This window comes from Mangrovitalea sediminis, assembly GCF_002514725.1.
GTDB lineage: Bacteria > Pseudomonadota > Gammaproteobacteria > Pseudomonadales > Oleiphilaceae > Mangrovitalea > Mangrovitalea sediminis.
Map to the genome: position 1 here is coordinate 363708 of NZ_NTLB01000004.1, position 20283 is coordinate 383990.

At 57.7% G+C, this 20283-nt stretch carries 20 protein-coding genes; 11 read left to right on the forward strand and 9 right to left on the reverse strand.

The annotated features are described in order from the left end of the window. The first annotated feature begins 230 nt into the window (after positions 1–230). Complete coding sequence (gene glpD, locus CLR77_RS11540) at positions 231–1763, forward strand: glycerol-3-phosphate dehydrogenase (protein ID WP_097460795.1); 1533 nt, start codon at positions 231–233, stop codon at positions 1761–1763. Positions 1764–1791: 28 nt separating this feature from the next. Here glpD and CLR77_RS11545 read toward each other — a convergent pair whose 3' ends face one another. Beyond that, a complete protein-coding gene (locus CLR77_RS11545; RefSeq protein WP_097460796.1) occupies positions 1792–3357 on the reverse strand; it encodes an ATP-binding protein in 1566 nt (521 codons plus the stop codon). A gap of 79 nt (positions 3358–3436) precedes the next feature. Further along, positions 3437–4174 carry a response regulator gene (locus CLR77_RS11550; protein WP_097460797.1) on the reverse strand — a complete coding sequence of 246 codons (738 nt, stop codon included), beginning with the start codon at positions 4172–4174 and terminating at the stop codon, positions 3437–3439. 299 nt (positions 4175–4473) lie between these two features. Between CLR77_RS11550 and CLR77_RS11555 the strand changes: the two genes are divergently transcribed. After that, on the forward strand, positions 4474–5241 hold the full coding sequence (locus CLR77_RS11555; RefSeq protein ID WP_097460798.1) for a GNAT family N-acetyltransferase: 768 nt from the start codon (positions 4474–4476) through the stop codon (positions 5239–5241). A gap of 18 nt (positions 5242–5259) precedes the next feature. After that, positions 5260–6093: a lysophospholipid acyltransferase family protein gene (locus tag CLR77_RS11560; protein WP_097460799.1), complete on the forward strand. Its 834-nt coding sequence runs from the start codon at positions 5260–5262 to the stop codon at positions 6091–6093. Here CLR77_RS11560 and CLR77_RS11565 read toward each other — a convergent pair. The 5 genes from CLR77_RS11565 to CLR77_RS11585 all read right to left on the reverse strand — a co-directional run bounded on the left by CLR77_RS11565 (position 6087) and on the right by CLR77_RS11585 (position 11753). Next, positions 6087–6542 (reverse strand): FKBP-type peptidyl-prolyl cis-trans isomerase, encoded by a 456-nt coding sequence (locus tag CLR77_RS11565; RefSeq protein ID WP_097460800.1) that lies wholly within the window; start codon positions 6540–6542, stop codon positions 6087–6089. The genes CLR77_RS11560 and CLR77_RS11565 overlap by 7 nt on opposite strands. A gap of 13 nt (positions 6543–6555) precedes the next feature. Next, positions 6556–8724: an acetyl-CoA hydrolase/transferase C-terminal domain-containing protein gene (locus CLR77_RS11570; RefSeq protein WP_097460801.1), complete on the reverse strand. Its 2169-nt coding sequence runs from the start codon at positions 8722–8724 to the stop codon at positions 6556–6558. A 222-nt stretch (positions 8725–8946) separates the two neighbouring features. Continuing rightward, a complete protein-coding gene (locus tag CLR77_RS11575) occupies positions 8947–9264 on the reverse strand; it encodes a hypothetical protein (protein ID WP_097460802.1) in 318 nt (105 codons plus the stop codon). Positions 9265–9439: 175 nt separating this feature from the next. Continuing rightward, complete coding sequence (locus CLR77_RS11580; RefSeq protein WP_198962744.1) at positions 9440–10579, reverse strand: alpha/beta fold hydrolase; 1140 nt, start codon at positions 10577–10579, stop codon at positions 9440–9442. Positions 10580–10715: 136 nt separating this feature from the next. Continuing rightward, entirely contained in the window at positions 10716–11753 is a 1038-nt protein-coding gene (locus CLR77_RS11585; protein WP_097460804.1) for an NADP(H)-dependent aldo-keto reductase, read from the reverse strand. A 316-nt stretch (positions 11754–12069) separates the two neighbouring features. Here CLR77_RS11585 and CLR77_RS11590 point away from each other — a divergent pair, with 316 nt between their 5' ends. Further along, complete coding sequence (locus tag CLR77_RS11590; RefSeq protein WP_097460805.1) at positions 12070–13275, forward strand: glycosyltransferase family 4 protein; 1206 nt, start codon at positions 12070–12072, stop codon at positions 13273–13275. Continuing rightward, positions 13244–13819, forward strand: a complete 576-nt coding sequence (locus tag CLR77_RS11595) for a phosphatase PAP2 family protein (RefSeq protein WP_097460806.1) — start codon at positions 13244–13246, stop codon at positions 13817–13819. Before CLR77_RS11590 ends, CLR77_RS11595 begins: the two co-directional genes overlap by 32 nt. A gap of 16 nt (positions 13820–13835) precedes the next feature. On the opposite strand, the gene dinB is transcribed toward CLR77_RS11595, so the two are convergent. Then, positions 13836–14903 carry a DNA polymerase IV gene (gene dinB / locus CLR77_RS11600; RefSeq protein WP_097460807.1) on the reverse strand — a complete coding sequence of 356 codons (1068 nt, stop codon included), beginning with the start codon at positions 14901–14903 and terminating at the stop codon, positions 13836–13838. Positions 14904–15014: 111 nt separating this feature from the next. On the opposite strand from dinB, the gene CLR77_RS11605 reads away from it, so the two are divergent. The 4 genes from CLR77_RS11605 to minE all read left to right on the forward strand — a co-directional run bounded on the left by CLR77_RS11605 (position 15015) and on the right by minE (position 17642). Continuing rightward, on the forward strand, positions 15015–15314 hold the full coding sequence (locus CLR77_RS11605; RefSeq protein WP_097460808.1) for a DUF1244 domain-containing protein: 300 nt from the start codon (positions 15015–15017) through the stop codon (positions 15312–15314). Between the two features lie 2 nt (positions 15315–15316). Further along, positions 15317–16492, forward strand: coding sequence for a septum site-determining protein MinC (gene minC, locus CLR77_RS11610; protein ID WP_097460809.1), 1176 nt, complete (start codon positions 15317–15319; stop codon positions 16490–16492). A gap of 82 nt (positions 16493–16574) precedes the next feature. After that, positions 16575–17384 carry a septum site-determining protein MinD gene (minD, locus tag CLR77_RS11615; protein ID WP_097460810.1) on the forward strand — a complete coding sequence of 270 codons (810 nt, stop codon included), beginning with the start codon at positions 16575–16577 and terminating at the stop codon, positions 17382–17384. Between the two features lie 6 nt (positions 17385–17390). After that, positions 17391–17642: a cell division topological specificity factor MinE gene (minE, locus tag CLR77_RS11620; protein ID WP_097460811.1), complete on the forward strand. Its 252-nt coding sequence runs from the start codon at positions 17391–17393 to the stop codon at positions 17640–17642. A 26-nt stretch (positions 17643–17668) separates the two neighbouring features. Here minE and CLR77_RS11625 read toward each other — a convergent pair whose 3' ends face one another. Further along, the gene (locus tag CLR77_RS11625; protein ID WP_227519888.1) at positions 17669–18673 is read right to left on the reverse strand and encodes a DUF2804 domain-containing protein; all 1005 of its coding nucleotides are present in this window, start codon (positions 18671–18673) and stop codon (positions 17669–17671) included. A gap of 204 nt (positions 18674–18877) precedes the next feature. On the opposite strand from CLR77_RS11625, the gene CLR77_RS11630 reads away from it, so the two are divergent. Continuing rightward, a complete protein-coding gene (locus CLR77_RS11630; RefSeq protein WP_198962745.1) occupies positions 18878–19594 on the forward strand; it encodes an START domain-containing protein in 717 nt (238 codons plus the stop codon). A gap of 148 nt (positions 19595–19742) precedes the next feature. Further along, on the forward strand, positions 19743–20240 hold the full coding sequence (locus CLR77_RS11635) for a CBS domain-containing protein (RefSeq protein WP_097460813.1): 498 nt from the start codon (positions 19743–19745) through the stop codon (positions 20238–20240). Positions 20241–20283: the final 43 nt, after the last annotated feature.

Consider the following 20283-nt stretch of genomic DNA (forward strand, 5'->3'; position numbering starts at 1 on the left):
TCGCACGGAGGCTTTCGTTATCGATACAAGGCATCAGCGCCTTAAAACCATGCCAAGGAGAAGCCGCCACCCATCTTTTCCCGTATCCGACACCGAAATTTTCGTTTTCGAAAATTTTATTTGCACTTTCTTTGCCGAACACTCTAGAATGCCATTATAGCGTTCCATTTATGACATTTTTGCGGCACCGCAAAGCAACTCCACTTCGTCAGGCACACCAAAGGTAAGCCATGCTCAGTCTTACAGCCCCCACGTACGACCTCTTTGTTATCGGCGGCGGTATCAACGGTACTGGCATTGCCGCAGACGCTTCCGGCCGAGGGCTCAGCGTCATGTTGTGCGAACAGTCAGACCTCGCCTCGGCAACGTCGTCAGCCAGCAGCAAGCTCATTCATGGGGGCTTAAGGTATCTTGAGTATTACGAATTCCGTCTGGTACGCGAAGCGTTGGCTGAACGCGAAGTTCTTTTGCGAAACGCACCGCACCTGGTAGAACCACTCCGCTTTACGCTGCCTCACCGGCCTCACCTTCGGCCAGCCTGGGTGATCCGCTGCGGTCTCTTTCTTTACGATCACCTATCTCGACGCACAACCCTGCCGGCAGCAAGAAGCATACGCTTTGGCGTCAATAGCCCTCTCAAGCCGAACATACGCAAAGGTTTTATGTATTCGGACTGCTGGGTGGATGATGCGCGACTGGTGATCGCCAATGCACAGGCGGCGTCCGCACGAGGCGCCCGCATCGCCACCCGTACCCGCTGCATCAGCGCTCGACGCCACCCTGAAGACGACGTCTGGGAAATTCGCTGCCAAAGCATGAATGGCGAAGAAGAGACCGTTTACGCCCGGGCACTCGTCAATGCTGCCGGCCCCTGGGCCGCATCCCTGTTCGATAACGTATTGCACACGCCATCGCCGCGACGCCTGAAACTGATCAAAGGCAGCCACATCATCGTGCCACGTTTTCAGGAGTGGCACGGCGCCTTTATTCTACAAAACACGGATCGCCGTATCGTCTTTGTGCTGCCGTATCAGGATGACTTCTCGCTGATCGGTACGACCGACAAGATCTATTCCGGCGACCCCGCCAAGGTATCAATCGACGACGAGGAAACCGATTACCTGCTCAAGGTTGTTAACGAGCACTTTGTCACCCAGCTCAGCCGGCAGGATATCGTCAGTGCCTATTCGGGCGTGCGCCCGCTGTGTGACGATGAGTCGGCCGACCCGTCTGCCATGACTCGCGATTACACCGTCGAGGTAACCAGCGAGAATGGGCAACTACCGATACTCAGTGTTTTTGGGGGCAAGATCACGACTTACCGGAAACTGGCGGAGGCCGCCCTTGCTCACCTCCGCCCCTGGTTCCCGCAGATGGGACAGGACTGGACCGCGGAAGCACCTCTGCCGGGAGCAACTGCGCAGCTCAACACACGACAGGCCCTGCTGGAACTCCTTACCGAGCTCTATCCGGCATTGCCGGCGCCGCTGCTGAAACGATATGCGCGAAGCTATGGCACTCATGCCATGCGCTTCCTGGGCGACGCCAAGAGCGTCAATGACCTGGGACACCACTTTGGTGCAGGATTGTATGAACGGGAAGTACGCCACCTGATCGAGGACGAATGGGCGGAAACCGCCGAGGATATCCTTTGGCGACGTACAAAGCTCGGCCTGAAACTGAGCGAAGCCCAACGCGTCCAGCTATCGAATTATCTCGAAGCCCGCATTACCAACACGCCAAAGGCGCTGGCTGAAGCTTAAGGGAAGAATCCAAAAGCCGCACAGCCATTTACTCCGACTGGCTGCGCGGCCATACCAGACTAAAGCGGGCCCCGCCGAGGTCCTCACTTCGGCTGACAAAAGCCTGACCGCCATGCCAGTAGAGAATCCGGCGCACGATCGATAACCCCAGCCCGTACCCACCCGACTTGCGGGTCCGGCTGTCATCAAGGCGGGCAAAGGGCGTAAAGACGCGTTCCCAGTCCTCCTCTGGAATCCCTGGACCATCATCCTCAACATCAACCCGGCACGTTTCCTCGCCAAAGTGGCAATGCACACGGACTTCGCCAGCGGCATACCGGGTCGCATTACCCACCAGATTCTGGATGGCGCGGTGAATGTAACGTGGCTCGACGTCTACATACTTCCAGTCATCGCTCGTTAAATCGACAACGGCATGGATATTGAGATTGGGGCGCGTCATCTGCTGCTCGCGAACTACCTGCTCGACAACCTCCTGCAGGTTAACCGTCTGCGTCGCCAGGATAGGCCCACCCTGCTCCAGTCTCGCATAGGTAAGGATCTCGTCGATCAGCTCATCCAACTCCTGGATATCCGAGTCGATACCCACGAGCTGCTTGTGCAACGTCGCCTCGTCAGTACAGTCTTCGATCATCTGCACGCCGAAACGAATCCTCGCAACGGGCGTTCGCAGCTCATGAGACACCGCGTGAATCATTTCCTGCTGCACCTGCACCAGGCGCTGAATATGCTCCGCCATGCTATTGAAAGCTTCACTAAGCCGGTCGACGATAGAGACGTTATCGACCTTGACCCGTGCATCCAGCTCGCCGCGCGCAATTCGGCCGACGACGTTTTCGATACCGCGCAATCGCTGATGCAGACGTGCCAGCACATAATAGTTGGCAACGGCCAAAGCACCGGCAATCAGCAGCAGCATGATCAGCAACATCGGCCAGGGCCAGAGGTCGAAGGGCGCAGCCATCGACATGCGCACGACTTCGCCATCATTCAGACGGACATAAATCTTTGCGGCATCGTCAGGGGCCTGTTGATCATAGGCAAAACCGTTGCTTGCCAACTGATCAAGCACCACCTCTCCCGGCACCTCTTCGCTGGATGCGACATAACGGATACCGATGCCCAATTGCCCGCCTAATTCGTCGAGCACCTGATGACGCTGGACCGGCGAAATCTGCTCCAACTCCCAGGCCGCAATCAACGCGGAGACACGGGACACATCCTGATAGAGGTGATCGAAACTGGCATCGAGGACGCCATTGCCGGAGGTTTTCAGCAGCAAATGGGCAACCGATCCTCGATTGCGGGATATCACCTGCCCGTACGACAAGCGCTCGCGCTCCACCGGCGTCAATTCGAGGTCTGCAGTCGAGCTGTACTGAATATCGACGTTGTCGCTCACCCAGTTGGCGACATGGACACCATCCGGGTTATCTCGCAACCAACTGAGCAGCGGAACGGGGAAATGCTCCTGCCAGGCGCGCTCACGCACCCTATTCAGACCTGAAACCAGCAGGTAGCCCACAAGGGCCACCAGCAGCGTCAACATCAGTAGCAGCGCGTAGCTGCGTATATAGAAGGATCTGAGGGACATGGAAGACGCCCGACGCGGCTAATACATTCCAGGCGCCCCCACCGGAGTCGCGTCGACGGGTACCGGTGAGGCCTGGGACTCAGGCTTCCTTGACGAACAGGTATCCTTTGCTGCGGACAGTCTTGATCCGCCGCGGATGCACAGGGTCATCGCCAATCTTGGGCCTTATGCGCGAAACCCGCACATCGATCGAGCGGTCCTGCCCGTCGTACTCGATACCACGCAACGCCGTGAAAATCTCCTCACGACTCAGCACCCGGCCCGCATTACTGGCCAGCAGCCACAACAGGTCGAATTCCGCACTGGTCAAATCGATACTCTCATCATTCAACCAGGCTTCCCGCATCGAGCGATCGACCACCAGATCGTTGAACATCAACCGAACCGGTTCGTCCCCTTCAGCCTCCAGGGGCTTGGCCGGCGCCTGCTCGTTGACCCGGCGCAACAGCGCACGAATACGGGCCAGCAGGACCCTTGGCCGGACCGGCTTCGACATATAGTCGTCCGCCCCCATCTCCAAACCCAGAACCTGATCAAGATCATCGGTTCGTGCGGTCAGCATCAGGATCGGACCATGATAGAAGGGTCTCACACGCCGGCAGATGGAAAGACCATCTTCACCCGGCAGCATCAGATCCAGGACGACCAGATCCGGGCTTTCACTGCGAATGCGTTCGACGGCATGCCCGCCGTTAGCCTCCAGCGAAACCACCAACCCGTTGCTTTCCAGATATTCCCGCGTGAGTTCCGCAAGTCGCTCGTCGTCTTCGACGATGAGCACACGCCATGCCTCGTTTGTCTGTTCCACGCCTTCCATCTCTAACGTTGTTATATCCGTTGAATCCACGTATGGGGGTGGAGCCCCGTCACGATCACACCGCTCAAGGCGGTACTGGGGCAACGCCATGTAACGTAATTATACATCCTGTTCTGAAAAATACATGGAAACGCCCACAGTTACAGCCTGTCACACAAATTCGGATTCCGCCAGGCAAAGCCCCTAGAAGCGGACAATTATCACATCCTGCCCTGTAACAGCTTCGTCAAATTCCTTTCACATCGCTGCAACACCGCCTTCATACCCTCATTAAGAATTCGTCATAAAGAGACCTTTTCATGCAAGCACAACGTGCATTGTCCGCCAGATCGGCGCGTAATTTGCGCGCATCCATCACCCGCGACGAAGCTTCCGTGCGCGCAGCCCAAAAATTGCGCTACGACATCTTCTCCGCGGAATACGGATCGGATCTGGGTGCCACGGAAACCGGGATCGATGCGGATCGCTTCGATGCGGCCTGCGAGCATCTGGTCATCACCAACGAACTGACGGGTGAACTGGTTGCCACCACCCGCATACTTCACCAACGCGAGACAGCACGCTGTGGTGGTTTCTACTCGGAAAGCGAATTCGACCTGAGCGACCTGAAACAGGTCAGCGGCACCTTCGCCGAACTGGGACGGACCTGCATCCACCCGGACTACCGTAACGGCGTCACGCTGGGCATGCTGTGGACGCGAGTCGCGGAATACCTGGTGGCGGAAAATGTCGATTACCTGATCGGCTGCGCCAGCATCAGCATGCTGGACGGCGGGCAACGCGCCTGGCGCATCGCCCAGCATCTACGCCAGAGCTACATGGCCGGCGACGCTTTCCGGGTGCATCCGCGCCGGGAACTGCCACACCTGGCCATAACGCCGACCACCGGCGACCAGGACATCAGCGTCCCGGCGCTCATCAAGGCTTACATGCGGCTGGGCGCCCTCGTCTGCGGCGAACCATGCTGGGACCCCGACTTCCGTTGCGCCGACCTGCTGGTCATGCTGGAAGTCGATAAACTGAGTGCGCGTTATGCGCGTCATTTCATGCGTCGCGAAACCGCCTGAGAAGGCCGGAGGTTCTCCATGCTGAGTGCTCTGAGACTCACCTGGCGCCTGACCCTGTTCATTCTGTTCCTGGTGTCGATCATTCTGGTGGCACTGGCGCTGCGTATCGGAGATCTGTTCACCGCAAGCCGAATCGACCGCACACCGGTCGCCCACCACTCCATTCAGATCCTGTGTGGACTGCTCGGTTTCCGTCTGAATGTCCGCGGCAGCGTCGCCGAAGGCCCCGTCCTCTTCGTCAGCAACCATATTTCCTGGTCGGACATTCCCGTCCTGCTCGCCTGCGCACCGCTGCGTTTTCTATCTAAGATCGAAGTCAGTCGCTGGCCAGTCATTGGCTGGCTGGCCGGTGAGGCAGGAACCCTTTATATCAAACGCGGCGGCGGCCAATCGGGATCTGTACGTCAGCAAATCGCTTCAGTTCTCGCCGGAGGCCGCTCCGTACTGATATTCCCGGAAGGCACGACCACGACAGGCGTTTCGGTCCTACCCTTTCACGGCCGTCTGCTGGCAGCGGCGGCAGACGCCAAGTGCCGCATCCAACCCATGACAATCGGCTACCGCCGCAACGACCTGCCCGACCCGGTTGCCCCGTTTATCGGCGACGACAGCTTCCATAGCCATCTCGTCAGACTGCTGAGCAAACCGGCCCTGGAAGTCGAGGTAATTTTGCACCCAGCCATCGAGCCGGAAGCGGCGCAGCCGACAGAGGCACTGGCGCAACAACTGCACAACACCGTCTCCTCGGGCCTGTCCCAGATTCACGAGCCCAGACGCACGTCACCGTCAACCCCAGACGAAGGCGACGCCCTTGGTGCCTGCGCTTCCCTGGAAAGCCGCTCCGGTTATTGAGGCATTCCCGACGCGACCTCATCCGGTGTCGCGTCGCGAACCTCCAACACTTCCAGATCGAAATACAGCGTAAAGCCGGCCAACGGGTGATTGGCATCGACACGGACCATATCACCCCGCACTTCCACCACCTTCACGACCTGCCGATCATCACCAGTGTTCGTCTGGAACGTCATACCAACCGCCAGCTCATCCACCCCCTGAAACAGCGAACGCGGCACCGCACGTACCAGCTCGTCGCGATGCTCGCCGTATGCAAGCTCCGGCGGAATCGTCACTTCCAGGCGATCTCCTACCGCCCGGTCTCGCACGGCACGCTCCAACCCTTCAACGACCTGCCCGGCACCCTCAACGAAACGCAACGGCTCACCGCCTTCAGACGTGTCCACCACCTCGCCCTTGCGATTCTTCAGCCAGTAATTCAGGGCAAAAACCCGGGGTTCCCGCATAACAATAACGTCCTCAACTGTGACTCAATGCATATATCAATAGTCGCTGGTTCAGCTTTTCTTTGGGGCCGCGCGGCTGGCGAAGCCCCATTCGATCCAACAACGGCGCATAATCTTTAACGTGCCCACTATGGCGATAGGCGCCCCACAACGTTTTCAACAGGCCGGACCTTGTCGACGTACGAGCCTTCAATGCCTTCAACGCCTTGCCCAGCCGCAATTCTTCGTCGGTGAAGTCCGTACCGAACGGAAACGCCTGAAACAGCCCTTTCTCCTGCTGCTCCCCCACAATGGCCCGGATGTTCTCCGGGGTGTTATGACGATAGGGTTCAGCGATCTTCACATGTGAGGGAATTTTGCCCGCCCGCTTGGCCTCCTTGAGCAATCCCTCCTGGAAGCGGGAATCGGCAATCTGGATCAACTGCATATAGACATCGCTGTCTGAGCGGCCACGTAGATCGGCGACACCATATTCGGTCACCACGATATCCCGCAAGTGGCGTGGGATAGTACAGTGACCGTAATTGAACAGGATATTGGAAAGAACTTTGCCGCGATGCGTTCGCGTCGCGCGCAATGTAATGATGGAACGCGCGCCAGGCAACTCATGCGCCATCGCGACAAAGTTGTACTGCCCGCCCACGCCACTCACCACAGAACCATCTTCCAGCCCATCAGACACCGCCGCACCACTCAGCGTATGCATCATCGCCGAATTGATAAAGCGGGCATCGCGGCGCTGCACTCGCTTGAGCTTCTGATCACCGAAAGGATGGTCATACAGCTGATTGATATAGTTGACGCTGCTCATGCAGAAATGGCGAGCTTCTTTCTCCGGCATGTCACGGAGCGCCTGATAGAAGTCTCGCGGCCCGATAAAGAAACCGCCGTGCATGACGGTGCCGCCCTTGAGCGACCGCCCGAGACAGTACCTCTCGATCAGACGGCGTGCGTCTTCGTCGTCCAGCACAGGCTCAATCGATTGCCCATCGACAACAAGCCGCCCCCCCTTGAATTCCACCTCTTCGCGCAAGAGGCCATATTGCTTCAGCCACCGAACATCCCGTGCCCGCATGGGACTGCTGATCCCTTCCGCCGCGAACAATGCGTCAAGCGATGCCATCTCAACCTTCGTTGAGATTTGGCCTTCGTTGAGCAACTGCTGAAGCAGCACATCGGCAAACACTTCCCGCTTGAGCACGCCCGCCTTATACAGATGGATAAAACCATCCACCATCATCTCACTGCAGCCGTATAGCCCTTGTTCAAAAACATCCATCCCGCCCTGTTCGGCCGTAACCGGAAAGCGCTTATGAACATCGAGCGCCTCAATCAGGGACCGGTAGTGCGCATTGTCGGTATGACGCAATATCGCGCTGTAGACAACCGCACTCCCCAGAGAACCGATGCCGACCTGAAGCGTCCCGCCGTCCTTGAGCAACGTACTGGCATAGAGACCGATCATATGATCCTGGGGGGCGATCGATAGCGCGGGCGCAGAAAACAGCGGGTAATCCTGTGCAGGATTGTCGTAGATAAAGTCCATAAAGTCGGGCTCTATCTCAGCATCGTTATACATATAGGGAAGATGACGATTAACCTCCCCCACCAATGCTATCGGCGCGCCTTCCGCTTCACGCTCCCGCAGCGCTATGCCAAGATCCAGGGAAGTGTCCGGGTTACAACTCAGACTGAAACGCCCGGAGCCGGCGGGGTCCGGCGCCACTATCTGGGTCGCCACGTTAATACCCAGCGTTAAAAGATCGCGCACAGCATGGGTGTAATTGAGGCATATATAGTTCTGCTGCTGGCTGGCATTGTTCAGGTAGCTGCCCGCCTTGAAAAAGAACTCGGAGATGGTGACATTGGGCGGCACCTTGTTGCGCCGCAGATCCATCACATACTCCAGATCCGGGATCTCGCCATAGAGCCTGTCGACGAAAGGCTTCAGAAAGCGACGTTCCAGGTCCTGCCTACCGACCGGCTTCTCCAGTGATAGCGCAGTGGCAATATGAAGTGTGATTGATTTGTCAGCACAAGCCCGCCGGTACAGCGCATTGCAGAGGTTTATGGCCTTACCCAACCCCAACGGCAAGCCCAGCCGGATGTCCTTTCCGACTTTGGCGATAATCGCATCCACACAAGCTTCCACATCGCTGAACGTCTTCGGTTGCTCCGCCATAGCGCAACGACTCTCCTTCTCAAAGCTGAACGACACTGGCTCGACGCGATCAGGACCACCCTCGGTCAATCCCGCGACAGGAACCGATAATCACATGTCGATCATGTCAGCACAACAGAGTCAGGAGTAATAGCGAGATAGATCAAGATAGGTGCATTTTGCAGACTGAAAGCAGTAGAAAAGCGCAAGATAGCGGCACAGCAAATGCTGCCCGAACGCCGGCTAAAACCGCCACTCGAGATTCAGAGCAGCACCGTCCTGAAGAAGGGAAATACTATGATCCTCACGAATATTCTCGTAAGCATAACGATGGGTATGCTGAGCGCTGAAATGCCACTTAAGAAGGCGCATGCCCAACGCAGTCAGCGCCTCATCCGGCGTAACACCGGTGTGGCCAGTGGTCACCGCACGATTTTCCCGGGTCATCTCGACAGCAGGCGAATCCCATTGGCTTTTGGCAACAGGCTCTCCAGCATAGGCCTTCGCCCAAAAGACTGCCAGATTCAACAATAACAGCGCCAAAAAGACTTTGATGACCATACTGTAAACCCGCCAGTAGACTCGCCCATAACCTGCATTCTACGGATTAGACGAAAGTATGCCGTGACGAACACCACAAAATAGCCGTATTTACGTCACCAAAACCAATCACTATTAGTCATATTTTTGACTAGCCACTATCAAGTAGTTCGGGCGCCCTATTTACAAGAAGCCCTTAATCAGACCGCTCCGCCAGCCAATCCGCACTCAGCGCCCAAGTGCTCCCCGGCGCTCCGGCACCGGCAAAAACCCCCGCATGACCACCCGGCACCACACAAAATTCCTTATCCTCTGAGGCCACGATATCCAAGACCTTGCGCGCCGCACGAATACTGACGAGGCGATCCGAATCCCCCGCAAAAGCCAGAATGGAACAATGGATCTGACCGAAATCCGCCTGCTGATCGCCCAGTGGCATGCGGCCACGAGCCATCCGATTGTTCAGCGCCATATGCACCACCATGCCCTTGATCGTCTCTCCGGGATAATCGACCATCTCGTCGAACCACTGCTGCATGGTGCTGTGGACCTTGACGTACTCCCTGTCCCACAAGTTGAGCAGCAGCTCAAGGGAACTCACCACAGTTCCAACCGGGTTGGTCAACTTGAAAGCGAGCGAATTCATCCAGCCGGGAATGTGCAGATAACGGGCCGGCAAATCCAGCAAGGACAGGTTAAGGAACTGGCTCAGGATCTGCGTGGGCCGATAAATGGCGGCCAGCACCCGTCCCGCGAGACCACTCTGGTGCATATCCACGGGGCTGGCGACAGTCACCATGTTGCGGATATGCGTATCCTGGGAAACTGCCGCATACATCAGCGACAGCAACCCTCCCATACAGTAGGCAAACAGGGACACATCCTGTTCCCCACTGCGTTCGCGCACCGCCGCCAGTGCTGCCGGCATCCACTCCATCACATAGGTTTCCAGGGAGATATCGCTGTGGTCCGCCGTCACCTCGCCCCAGTCGATCAGGTAAACATCAAACCCTCTGGCCAGGAAGTAGCGCACCACGGAACGCTGCGGCAGCAAATCAAAAATCATCGACGTCGCCGCCAACGGAGGCACCAGCACCAGCGGGATTCGATATCTTGCCGGCGCTACCGGTAGCGTTTCGTCCCCCACTCGGATAGCGGGCTCCTCCAGAGATTCGTAACGCCGCACACTCATGATGCGATCGCTGTAGATCACTTCATAAGGCGTTTGATTGGCAACGATGAAACGTTCCGAAAACAGTCGACGCTCTATGCCGTTGATCAACGACCAAAACGCCTTTTCGGTCAGCGACAGAGGCTTTTTTTCAGGCAGGCTCAAGATAGATACCCTCGCAACAGACAGGCCCCACCCAAGGGGTATACCTCTCATTCTATGCGACTAAAGGCACCGATCAGTGGCCCTAAGTGCTCCAGGAGAAGTCACTCGGGCCACCGCCATCCGCAGCGGATAGTGCTTAGGGACTGGGATAGGTGAAGCGGCGATGGATCGACTCGATCCCCGACAACACCTCATCAGACAAGGTCACCGATGCGCTATCGATATTCTCCTTCAGCTGGGCCATCGTGGTAGCACCGATAATGTTGCTGGTCACGAAGTCCCGGCCATTCACATAAGCCAGTGCCATCTGCGCAGGCGTCAGCCCATGCTTCTGTGCCAGTGCCACGTAGGCCGTCGTCGCATTCTCGGCCTGCTCAGAGGTATATCGGCTGAACCGGGAGAACAACGTCACCCGTGCATTCTCAGGGCGCTGGCCGTTCAGGTACTTGCCGGACAACACGCCAAATGCCAGCGGCGAATAGGCCAGCAATCCCACATTTTCACGGTGTGCGATCTCGGCCAATCCCACCTCGAAGGAACGGTTAAGCAGGTTATAGGGATTCTGGATACTCACCACTCGCGGCCAGCCGCGCTGCTCAGCCAATTGCAGGTAACGCATGGTTCCCCAAGGTGTCTCGTTAGACAGACCGACGTGACGCACCAGTCCGTCCCGCACCAGCTCATCCAGCGTTTCCAGCGTTTCTTCGATAGGCGTCATCTGTTCGTCGGTACGATGCTCGTAACCCAGTTTGCCGAAGAAATTGGTATTCCGGTCTGGCCAATGCACCTGATAGAGATCCAGATAGTCCGTCTGCAGACGGCGCAGGCTGGACTGGACCGCCTCCCGGATATGCTGCCGGGTTAGCCGGGGACCGTTTCTCAGATAATCCAGGCCATTGCCCGGCCCAGCGACCTTGGAGGCGATAATCAGGTCATCGCGACTCCCGCGCTGCTTCAACCAATTTCCCAGGTAGGTCTCGGTCAACCCCTGGGTTTCTGCTCGCGGCGGTACGGGATACATCTCCGCCGCATCGATGAAATTGATACCCTGATCGACGGCATAATCCAGTTGCTCGAATGCCTCTTGTTCAGTGTTCTGCTCCCCCCAGGTCATCGTACCCAGACAGATCAGGCTGACCTGCAGCCCGGTTGAGCCCAGCTCGCGCTTTTCCATGTTACTTCCTCATTTATCAGAGTTACCAAGTATCAACGCCACCAAGTATCAGCGTTATCAAAGTCTGCGGGTGACGTGACGTATACGGATCTTTGCGGCGAAGTTCAAGGATGCGGGTCAAACCGCTTCGGGAAATGGGCCTGACAGCGTTATGAACGCTTAGGCAGACTCAATACTCAAGAGACCGTCACTGTTCAAAATACTGTCATTGCACTGTCGTCCCGTTGTCACAGGACACTTCCATAGTGAAGCCATTGCCGCGAGCCATAGTGCCTGATGATGGGCACCCCGTAACCCGGCGACACAGGACGCAAGCGTGCAGAACCCGAGCCGAAAGATTGCCATCGTCACCGAAACCTTTCCACCCGAAATTAACGGTGTCGCCAACACGCTACGCTACCTTTGCCATGGACTGGCGGACAAAGGCCATCGGCTGCAGATCGTGCGCCCCCGTCAGCCGCAGGCGAGACAGGTTCCCGTGCATGCGAGCATCTCTGCACCAGAAGATCAGGTCAGCGATCACCAGGTGGCAGGCCTGCCGCTGCCTGGCTACCCGGACCTACGCTTTGGACTGACCACGAGCCAGCGTCTGAAACGTCTCTGGTGCGAGGATAGGCCCGAAGCCGTCTACGTCGCCACTGAAGGCCCGCTCGGCTGGGCTGCCGTAAGCGCGGCACGCGATCTTAACCTCCCCGTCAGCGCGGGCTTTCACACCAATTTCCACACCTACAGCCGCTATTACGGCGCCGGCTTCCTGGAAAAGCTGATCACCCTGTATCTGCGCCGCTTTCACAATCGCGCCGGTACCACGCTGGTCCCGACACAGCGCATGCGTCAGTACCTGCAAACATTGGGCGTCGAGCGTGTGCAGGTCTGGAGCCGCGGCGTCGATTGTGACCGCTTTTCGCCCCGCTGGCGCAGTACCGAACTCCGCCACGCCTGGGGACTTCAGGACGATGACCTGGCAGTGCTATATGTCGGCCGGCTAGCCGCCGAAAAAAACCTGCAACTGGCCGTACACTGTTACGAACGGCTTCGACACCTGCACCCGCACGCCAAATTCGTTCTGGTCGGCGATGGCCCTTTGCGTCGGCGACTGCAGGAGCGCCACCCCGATTACATTTTCTGCGGCATGCAAAAAGGCGAAGCGCTGGCGCGTCACTATGCCTCCGGCGACCTGTTCCTGTTCCCCAGCAAGACAGACACCTTCGGCAATGTAGTGACTGAAGCCCTGGCAAGTGGCCTGGGCGTGGTCGCCTTCGACGATGCCGCCGCCGGGGAACACATTCATCACGAAATCAATGGAATGAAGGTCCCCCTGCAAGCCGACGCCGACTACATCCAGGCTGCGCTGAAACTGGCGGACCAACCGTCATTGCTGAAACAACTGAGACATGAGGCTCGACAAAAGGCGCTGGAGCTGCACTGGCGGGAAATCGTCGAGCAGTTCGAGCAGAAAGTACTGAATCCCCCCTCGGAGGAACGCCGTCATGCGATCAAGCAAAGCGTCTCGCTTCTTTGATCGCGCCGATCAGTTGGAATATGCCCTGTGCCAGGTGATCAACCGATCGTCGCGTCTGCGCCCCGTTCACGGCTACTTCGCCACTGTCAGCCGCCTCGGTGACGGTTATTTCTGGTATGCGCTGATCCTGATAACCCCGCTATTGGCCCCGGATGGCGGCCTGGCCATTGCCGTCAGCATGGCGCTGACCGGACTGGCGTGCTCGATCAGCTACAAACTGCTCAAGCGCTGGCTGATCCGGGAGCGGCCGTTCATCTCCTTTCCGAGCATCAATTGCGGCACCCCCCCGCTGGACCGCTACAGTTTTCCGTCCGGTCATACGCTGCACGCCGCCTGTTTCAACGTCATGCTTTGGCTGACGCTGCCAACGGTCGCGCTGGCGATACTGCCCTTCACCCTCAGCGTTGCTGCATCGCGCGTCATTCTCGGCCTTCACTATCCAAGTGACGTCGCTGCCGGTGCGCTGATCGGAGGGATTATTGGGACGCTATCGATCACCTGCATCCCACCGGCTGAAGTGCTACAGGCCCTGATGCCACTGTGAGGCAGCAACGCAACGATTAATCGAATAGCCGCAGTTGCACCGCTTCACCAGGCTCATCGACCCGATAACGGACACCCAGTCCCAACAGCCGGACCGGTCGACGTGCATCGCCGTAAAGCTCCCGAAGTAACGGTAGGAAATCCTCCCGCTGCGGCAGGACGGTCAGGTTCCGGATCCGCTCCTGGGTGTGCGTGGAAAAGTCAGAAAACCGCAGCTTGACGAAAAGCTTATGCATCGGCTTGTTTTCACCCTTGCGTTTGAGCCGCAGGGCCAGGTCGGTCACCAACTCATCCAACGCCGCCTCACAAGCGGCCAGCGTCGGCAAATCGCGACCGTAGGTCCGCTCGACACTGATCGACTTGGTCGGCCGGCTCACCACCACCGGACGCGGATCAATCCCCCGGGACATCTCATAAAGACGCAAGCCGAGTCGACCAAAGCGCTCCGCCAGCTGTTCACGGGACCAAGCCTGAAGGTCATTGCAGGTGCTGACACCCAACTCATGCAGACGGTTTGCCGTGACCTTGCCGACGCCGAACAGCCTTTCGATGGGCAATGCCCGGACGAAGTCGTCCGCCGCTTCCGGCAATACGACGAAAAGGCCATCCGGCTTATTCCAGTCGCTCGCCACCTTGGCCAGAAACTTATTCCCGGCCACGCCCGCCGACACCGTAATACCAACCTCTTCTCGGACACGTCGCCGGATGTCGCGGGCGATCAGGGTCGCACTCCCTTGAAAGAGTTCAGTTTCCGAGACATCCAGAAACGCTTCGTCCACCGAAAGGGGTTCAACTAACGGGGTATAGTCGCGAAAAATCCCCATGACCTGGCGGGAAACCTGGCGATAGCGCGCCATGTCCGGTGGCACTACCACCAGATCCGGACACAGGCGGTGCGCCTCGCTCATGGTCATGGCAGAACGCACACCGTAGGCGCGCGCCGCATAGTTGCAGGTGGCCACAACTCCCCGCCCGCCGTCGCCGCCAACTGCCAGCGCGACCTCACGCAACGAAGGATCGTCACGCATTTCCACGGCCGCGTAAAAGCAGTCACAATCGCAGTGGATAATCTTGCGCTGAGACATGAAATAATGACTGTATTTATATACAGTCTTGTATATTACGGCAACATTCTGAGAATGTCAGTCTGAACAACAACATTGACACCCTGGCCCACCTACCTGAAGCCGCCCGCCATGAAACAGGAACAATCTTCGACAGATCAACAACAAGCAATAGAAAGTGCCGTTTTGAGGCGCCTGATCGAACACCTGCAGAGCCACACCGACGTCCAGAATATCGACCTGATGAATCTGGCGGGCTTCTGCCGTAACTGCCTGGCCAAGTGGTATAGTGCCGCTGCAGAAGAGCAGGGCCAGCCACTGACCTACGACCAGGCCCGCGAGATCATTTACGGCATGCCCTACGAGCGCTGGAAAGCCCGCTACCAGACGCCAGCGACCCCGGAACAACAGGAACGTTTCAAAGGGACTTAACAATGATCACGGCAGAACCCGAAACCCGTTGGCAATCGGCGCTGGACAGCCACATCTCTGAACTGGAACATGGCAACGCCGATTTCGAAGATACGCTGGCGCTGATCGACCATTTTTTTGAATACAGACCGGTACCTTTTCAAAACGGCCAGTTGCATAATGCCGCCGGCACTAATGAAGGGTCCTGCAAAATCTTTGCACTGAGCCAAATCGCCGGCCTCGATACGCAGCAGACGCTCCTCTGCTTCGGCCGCCATTACCGCAGTGTCCTGGAGCAGCCCAGCGGTCGGGAACATGCCAATATCCGCCAATTTCTCGAGAACGGCGGCGCAGGGTTGCGCTTTGAAGCCTTACCCCTGCAGCCTAAACCGGCATCCCAGCTGCAAGCCCACATGTCGGAGTGGCTTTCGGAACTTTTAGAGGGGAACGCAATGCCTGATTCTGTCGCCACGAATGCCTGCTTCGAGCTGAAAGGCGCCATGCTACCCATGACGCTGATCGAACTGCAGCTTTTCGAACAACAGGCCTTCGAGGACACCCTGCGCGAAAAGATTCGCCAGGCACCGGGGTTCTTCAAGGATATCCCGGTGATTGTGAGCCTGGAAAAATACAGCCGGCCCGCCGCCGAACTGGATTTTTTCCAGATCATCGGCATCTGTCGGCGCCACAACGTTCACGTCGTTGCGGTGCGTGGAGGAGACGAAGACATGCGCCGGCTGGCGCGTAATGCCGCTCTCGCCTGGATGCCTGCGGGAAGCGCACGCCCGGTGCCCGCCGCCCCAGCAGCAGAAACACCTCCGACCGAAGACGCCCCGGTGGAAACGGCGATTGACGCCGCCCCCACCATGGCACCCGGCAAAGTGGTGACGCTGCCCGTCCGCTCCGGCCAGCAGGTCTATGCCGCAGAAGGGGACCTTATCGTACTCGCGCCGGTCAGTGCTGGAGCCGAGATTCTGGCCGCCGGCAACATCCATGTTTACGGTCCATTACGGGGTCGCGCCCTGGCAGGTGTGCAAGGCGACACGAATGCGCGCGTTTTCTGCCAGTCCATGGAGGCTGAGCTTGTCTCCATTGCGGGACACTATAAAATCTCGGAAGATCTGCAGGAGAGTTGCTGGAAACAGCCCGCGCAGGTCCAGCTCAAGGATGACGTGCTCGTGGTCACGCCACTGGGCTGACGACGGGCGTTCGTTACTGGAATGGGTATTCGATCCATAACTGGTCCATAACTACATCCACCGAATCAACAGGATCCACACATTGGCTAAGATAATTGTTGTCACCTCAGGCAAGGGTGGCGTGGGCAAGACCACCACAAGCGCGTCCATCAGTACCGGTCTGGCCAAGCACGGCCACAAGACCGTGGTGATCGATTTCGATGTGGGTCTGCGCAACCTCGACCTGATCATGAACTGCGAAAGACGGGTGGTGTACGACTTCGTCAACGTGATCCAGGGCGAAGCGACACTCAAACAGGCACTGATCAAAGACAAGCGGGTCGAAACGCTGTACATCCTGCCGGCATCCCAAACCCGCGACAAAGACGCGCTCTCGCTGGAAGGCGTCGGAAAGGTTCTGAGTGAATTGGCAGAAACCTTCGATTACATCATTTGTGATTCACCTGCCGGCATCGAACACGGCGCCCTGATGGCGATGCACTTTGCCGATGAAGCCATCATCGTCACCAACCCGGAAATTTCCTCCGTACGCGATTCCGATCGCATCCTTGGCATACTGCAAAGCAAGTCGCAACGCGCCAAAGATGGACAGGAACCCGTACGTGAGCACCTGCTGCTGACCCGTTACAACCCTGAGCGTGTCGTTCGCGGCGAAATGCTCTCGGTCGGCGATGTTGAAGAAATTCTGGCTATCCCGCTGCTGGGCGTCATCCCGGAGTCCCAGGCGGTACTGACAGCCTCGAACCAGGGCGTGCCTGTCATTCTCGACGACAGCAGCGACGCTGGGCAGGCCTATGAAGACGCGGTGGCGCGACTGCTTGGTGAGAAGCGCGAACACCGGTTCCTCGACACCCAAAAGAAAGGATTCTTCAAACGGATGTTCAGGGGGTAAGGTCGCATGAGTCTTCTCGATTACTTTCGCAGTAAAAAACCCGCGACGGCCTCTATCGCCAAGGAACGTCTGCAAATTATCGTTGCCCACGAACGCGGGCGCCGTGACCAGCCGGATTACCTGCCCCAGTTGCAACAGGAGCTGATTGCCGTCATCCGCAAATATGTGCAGATCGACGATGATATGGTGCAGGTGCAGTTGGACAAGAATGACAGTTGCTCAGTACTGGAGCTGAACGTCACCTTACCGGAAGATTGAGTCCGCTATGTGACACCACGTGCGTGCTACCAGCGCGCAAAATGGTCTTCCATCAGGCCAGGCTGCGCGACCAGGGAGTGTGTGTTCCCCTGGTCGTCGGTCAAATGGCCCTCGAAATGCCCGTAAAACTGGCGAAAGTTCGACGCCAGGAGTCCCAGGTTCACCCTTTCCTTGCGAACACCGGCTGGCAAAAAGCGCAAATCGACCCGGCCATCGCTGGTACTCACCTGCCATGGCTCCTCCGGACGATAACGCTGAAAACGAAAATCCGCCGGTGCCAGGGTGGTGCGACGACCGTCTACCCAAAGGGCATTCTCTGTTACCCCCGTCTCATTCACCCCAGCGGCCAGATTCAAACCAATCGAAACTCCCTGCTCCGTCACGCCTGCAAGGCAGGCCCAGTTCCAGGCCGTCTCACGACGCATAAAACCGCCCGACCAGTCGATACTGGCGCGATGATCCGCATCTGTCGTGTAGTGATAGTCACCCCAGCGGACCTCTCCGCTGACCGGCAAGCCCGCCGACTTCTGGGTATAGACCCAACCGCTGTAGCCCGCCCGGGAGCATAGCCGCAAAGTCTCGAATGCGGCCGGAACGGCGACCCTGAAACGCATCGACACATCCTTACCCTGCTGGACGACGACCTCTCGCGCATCTCCCAGCGGTGTTATCGATACCTGAGTGCTGCCTTGGGCAAACCGGCTGCTGCCGGTATCGGGAGATGAATCGATCCGGGTCCCCCAAGCCAGCGGCTGCAGGCTGCTGTGCTCCAGCAGGCGCCCCTCCCGAAAGTCGTACAGGTAGAAGAAGGCATTTGCGATCCACTTCAGATCGACGACCGCCACACCGGCTAACCACTCCCTCCCCATGACACCTACGAACTGGAACTGGTTGTGCCCGAACCGCCTGGCCCAACGGGAGCGCGGGCGGTCCATCACCGTACGCAGATCAAAATCGTCGAAATTAACCCGATCCACGGGCTCGTCGATCAGCCCCCATCGGGGTTGCCCGGATGCATCGATCAAAGGCACGGGATAGTCCTTCCTGGCTGAAGTGAAAAGGTCGGCCCGTAAACACGGCAAACCGGCCGAATCTGCAAAGAGTTTATCAAAATCCACCATAATCGCCGTGCTAGACTCGAACTCTTTGCCTGGGAACCCATTGTCATGCGAGAAGCATGGCGAGCGGGTTCCATATTCTCCGGCCACCGTTGACCCACAGGGACCATCATTTCCATGACCCGACCGTTGTCTGCCGCCCCCGCACTGCTCGTCGCACTGATTCTGCTACTACTGGAATCCACGGCCGCCCGGGCCATCATGCCGCCAGATAACAACTGGCAGCTTGCCAAAAACGGAGATGGCATCCAAGTCTTTACCCGCGACACACCGGGGTCCGATTTCAAGTCCTTCAAGGCGACCGCACGGCTCGATGCATCCCTGGCCAGCGTCATCGCCGTCATGAATACCCCCTCCTCTTGCATGCAGTGGGTACATGGCTGTGAACAGGCCTACAACCTGAAGATCCTCAGTTTCAACGACCGCTTTGCCTACTCCATCAATAACCTGCCCTGGCCGGTCGAAGACCGGGACTACGTTCTGGAAATCAAGACGCAGTCTGATCCCAAGACCGGTGATGTCATTATCCGCATGCACACGGTAAATGATATGAAACCGGTATCACCGGACTTCGTCCGTGTGACCAATGCCGATACCTTCTATCGCTTCCATGCCGTCGACGCCAACCACACCGATGTCACCTGGATTCAGCATACCGATCCCAATGGCGCCCTCCCCAGCTGGTTGGTCAACCGGCTGTTGGTGGATATACCTTATGAGTCACTGCGCAAGCTGAACAAACTGGTGAGTTCGCCCCGCTATCAGGGCTACCAACTCGACTACGACAGCCAGGGGCGCTTGACCGGCGTCAGCAAAACCAAGACAAAACCCTAGCCACCTTGTTGTGACGATGGCTGGCCTGCCAATCAGGATAGAACGGTAAATTCCCAACAACGCTTGCCAAACGTCCCTACATTTCGGATGATTTCAGACAGAACAAGGGACGCGCCTTGATGACACGCCAGCGCTAGGGATTTTCGCAATGACCGTACGTGCCCGGGACATTATGACGCCTCACGTCAAGTCCGTTCCCCAGTCATGGACCATGCAGCACGTGGTCCGTTTCCTGACTGATAACGAGATCAACGGCAGCCCGGTCTGTGATGAAGACGGCAAGATCGTCGGCATCGTCACACTGAAGGACGTCGCTGAATTTCATTGGAACAGCGTCGATCCCGAAGTCGAAAAGCAGCTCACCCCCGACGAGCGCCAGGAAGCCCGCCGCCTCAAGCAGATGATTTTCGAAGAGATGACACGCGTCCCCGTTGAGGTGCGCGACATCATGACCCCCAGCGTCATCTCCGTCACTGAAGATACCACCGTCCGCGAGATTGCCGAGCTGATGATGAAGGAGCACCTGCATCGCGTCTTCGTGACCCAGGACGAGCGTATTACCGGCATCGTAACCACCTATGACATGCTCAAGGTGATTGCCGACCCGACACTGACACGTAGCAGCCTCGGAGACGTCCGTGCCTGAGCGGCGTTTCGCACCCGATACAGAGTCACCGATCCGAAAAAGA

Excerpts from the sequence above, each read along its gene's own strand:
- CLR77_RS11555 (WP_097460798.1), top strand. The coding sequence starts at position 4,474 with ATGCAAGCACAACGTGCATTGTCCGCCAGATCGGCGCGTAATTTGCGC.
- minE (WP_097460811.1), top strand. The coding sequence starts at position 17,391 with ATGAGTCTTCTCGATTACTTTCGCAGTAAAAAACCCGCGACGGCCTCT.
- dinB (WP_097460807.1), bottom strand. The coding sequence starts at position 14,903 with ATGTCTCAGCGCAAGATTATCCACTGCGATTGTGACTGCTTTTACGCG.
- CLR77_RS11595 (WP_097460806.1), top strand. The coding sequence starts at position 13,244 with ATGCGATCAAGCAAAGCGTCTCGCTTCTTTGATCGCGCCGATCAGTTG.
- CLR77_RS11565 (WP_097460800.1), bottom strand. The coding sequence starts at position 6,542 with ATGCGGGAACCCCGGGTTTTTGCCCTGAATTACTGGCTGAAGAATCGC.
- CLR77_RS11575 (WP_097460802.1), bottom strand. The coding sequence starts at position 9,264 with ATGGTCATCAAAGTCTTTTTGGCGCTGTTATTGTTGAATCTGGCAGTC.
- CLR77_RS11605 (WP_097460808.1), top strand. The coding sequence starts at position 15,015 with ATGAAACAGGAACAATCTTCGACAGATCAACAACAAGCAATAGAAAGT.
- CLR77_RS11630 (WP_198962745.1), top strand. The coding sequence starts at position 18,878 with ATGACCCGACCGTTGTCTGCCGCCCCCGCACTGCTCGTCGCACTGATT.
- CLR77_RS11545 (WP_097460796.1), bottom strand. The coding sequence starts at position 3,357 with ATGTCCCTCAGATCCTTCTATATACGCAGCTACGCGCTGCTACTGATG.
- glpD (WP_097460795.1), top strand. The coding sequence starts at position 231 with ATGCTCAGTCTTACAGCCCCCACGTACGACCTCTTTGTTATCGGCGGC.
- CLR77_RS11585 (WP_097460804.1), bottom strand. The coding sequence starts at position 11,753 with ATGGAAAAGCGCGAGCTGGGCTCAACCGGGCTGCAGGTCAGCCTGATC.
- minC (WP_097460809.1), top strand. The coding sequence starts at position 15,317 with ATGATCACGGCAGAACCCGAAACCCGTTGGCAATCGGCGCTGGACAGC.
- CLR77_RS11635 (WP_097460813.1), top strand. The coding sequence starts at position 19,743 with ATGACCGTACGTGCCCGGGACATTATGACGCCTCACGTCAAGTCCGTT.
- CLR77_RS11560 (WP_097460799.1), top strand. The coding sequence starts at position 5,260 with ATGCTGAGTGCTCTGAGACTCACCTGGCGCCTGACCCTGTTCATTCTG.
- CLR77_RS11570 (WP_097460801.1), bottom strand. The coding sequence starts at position 8,724 with ATGGCGGAGCAACCGAAGACGTTCAGCGATGTGGAAGCTTGTGTGGAT.
- CLR77_RS11550 (WP_097460797.1), bottom strand. The coding sequence starts at position 4,174 with ATGGAAGGCGTGGAACAGACAAACGAGGCATGGCGTGTGCTCATCGTC.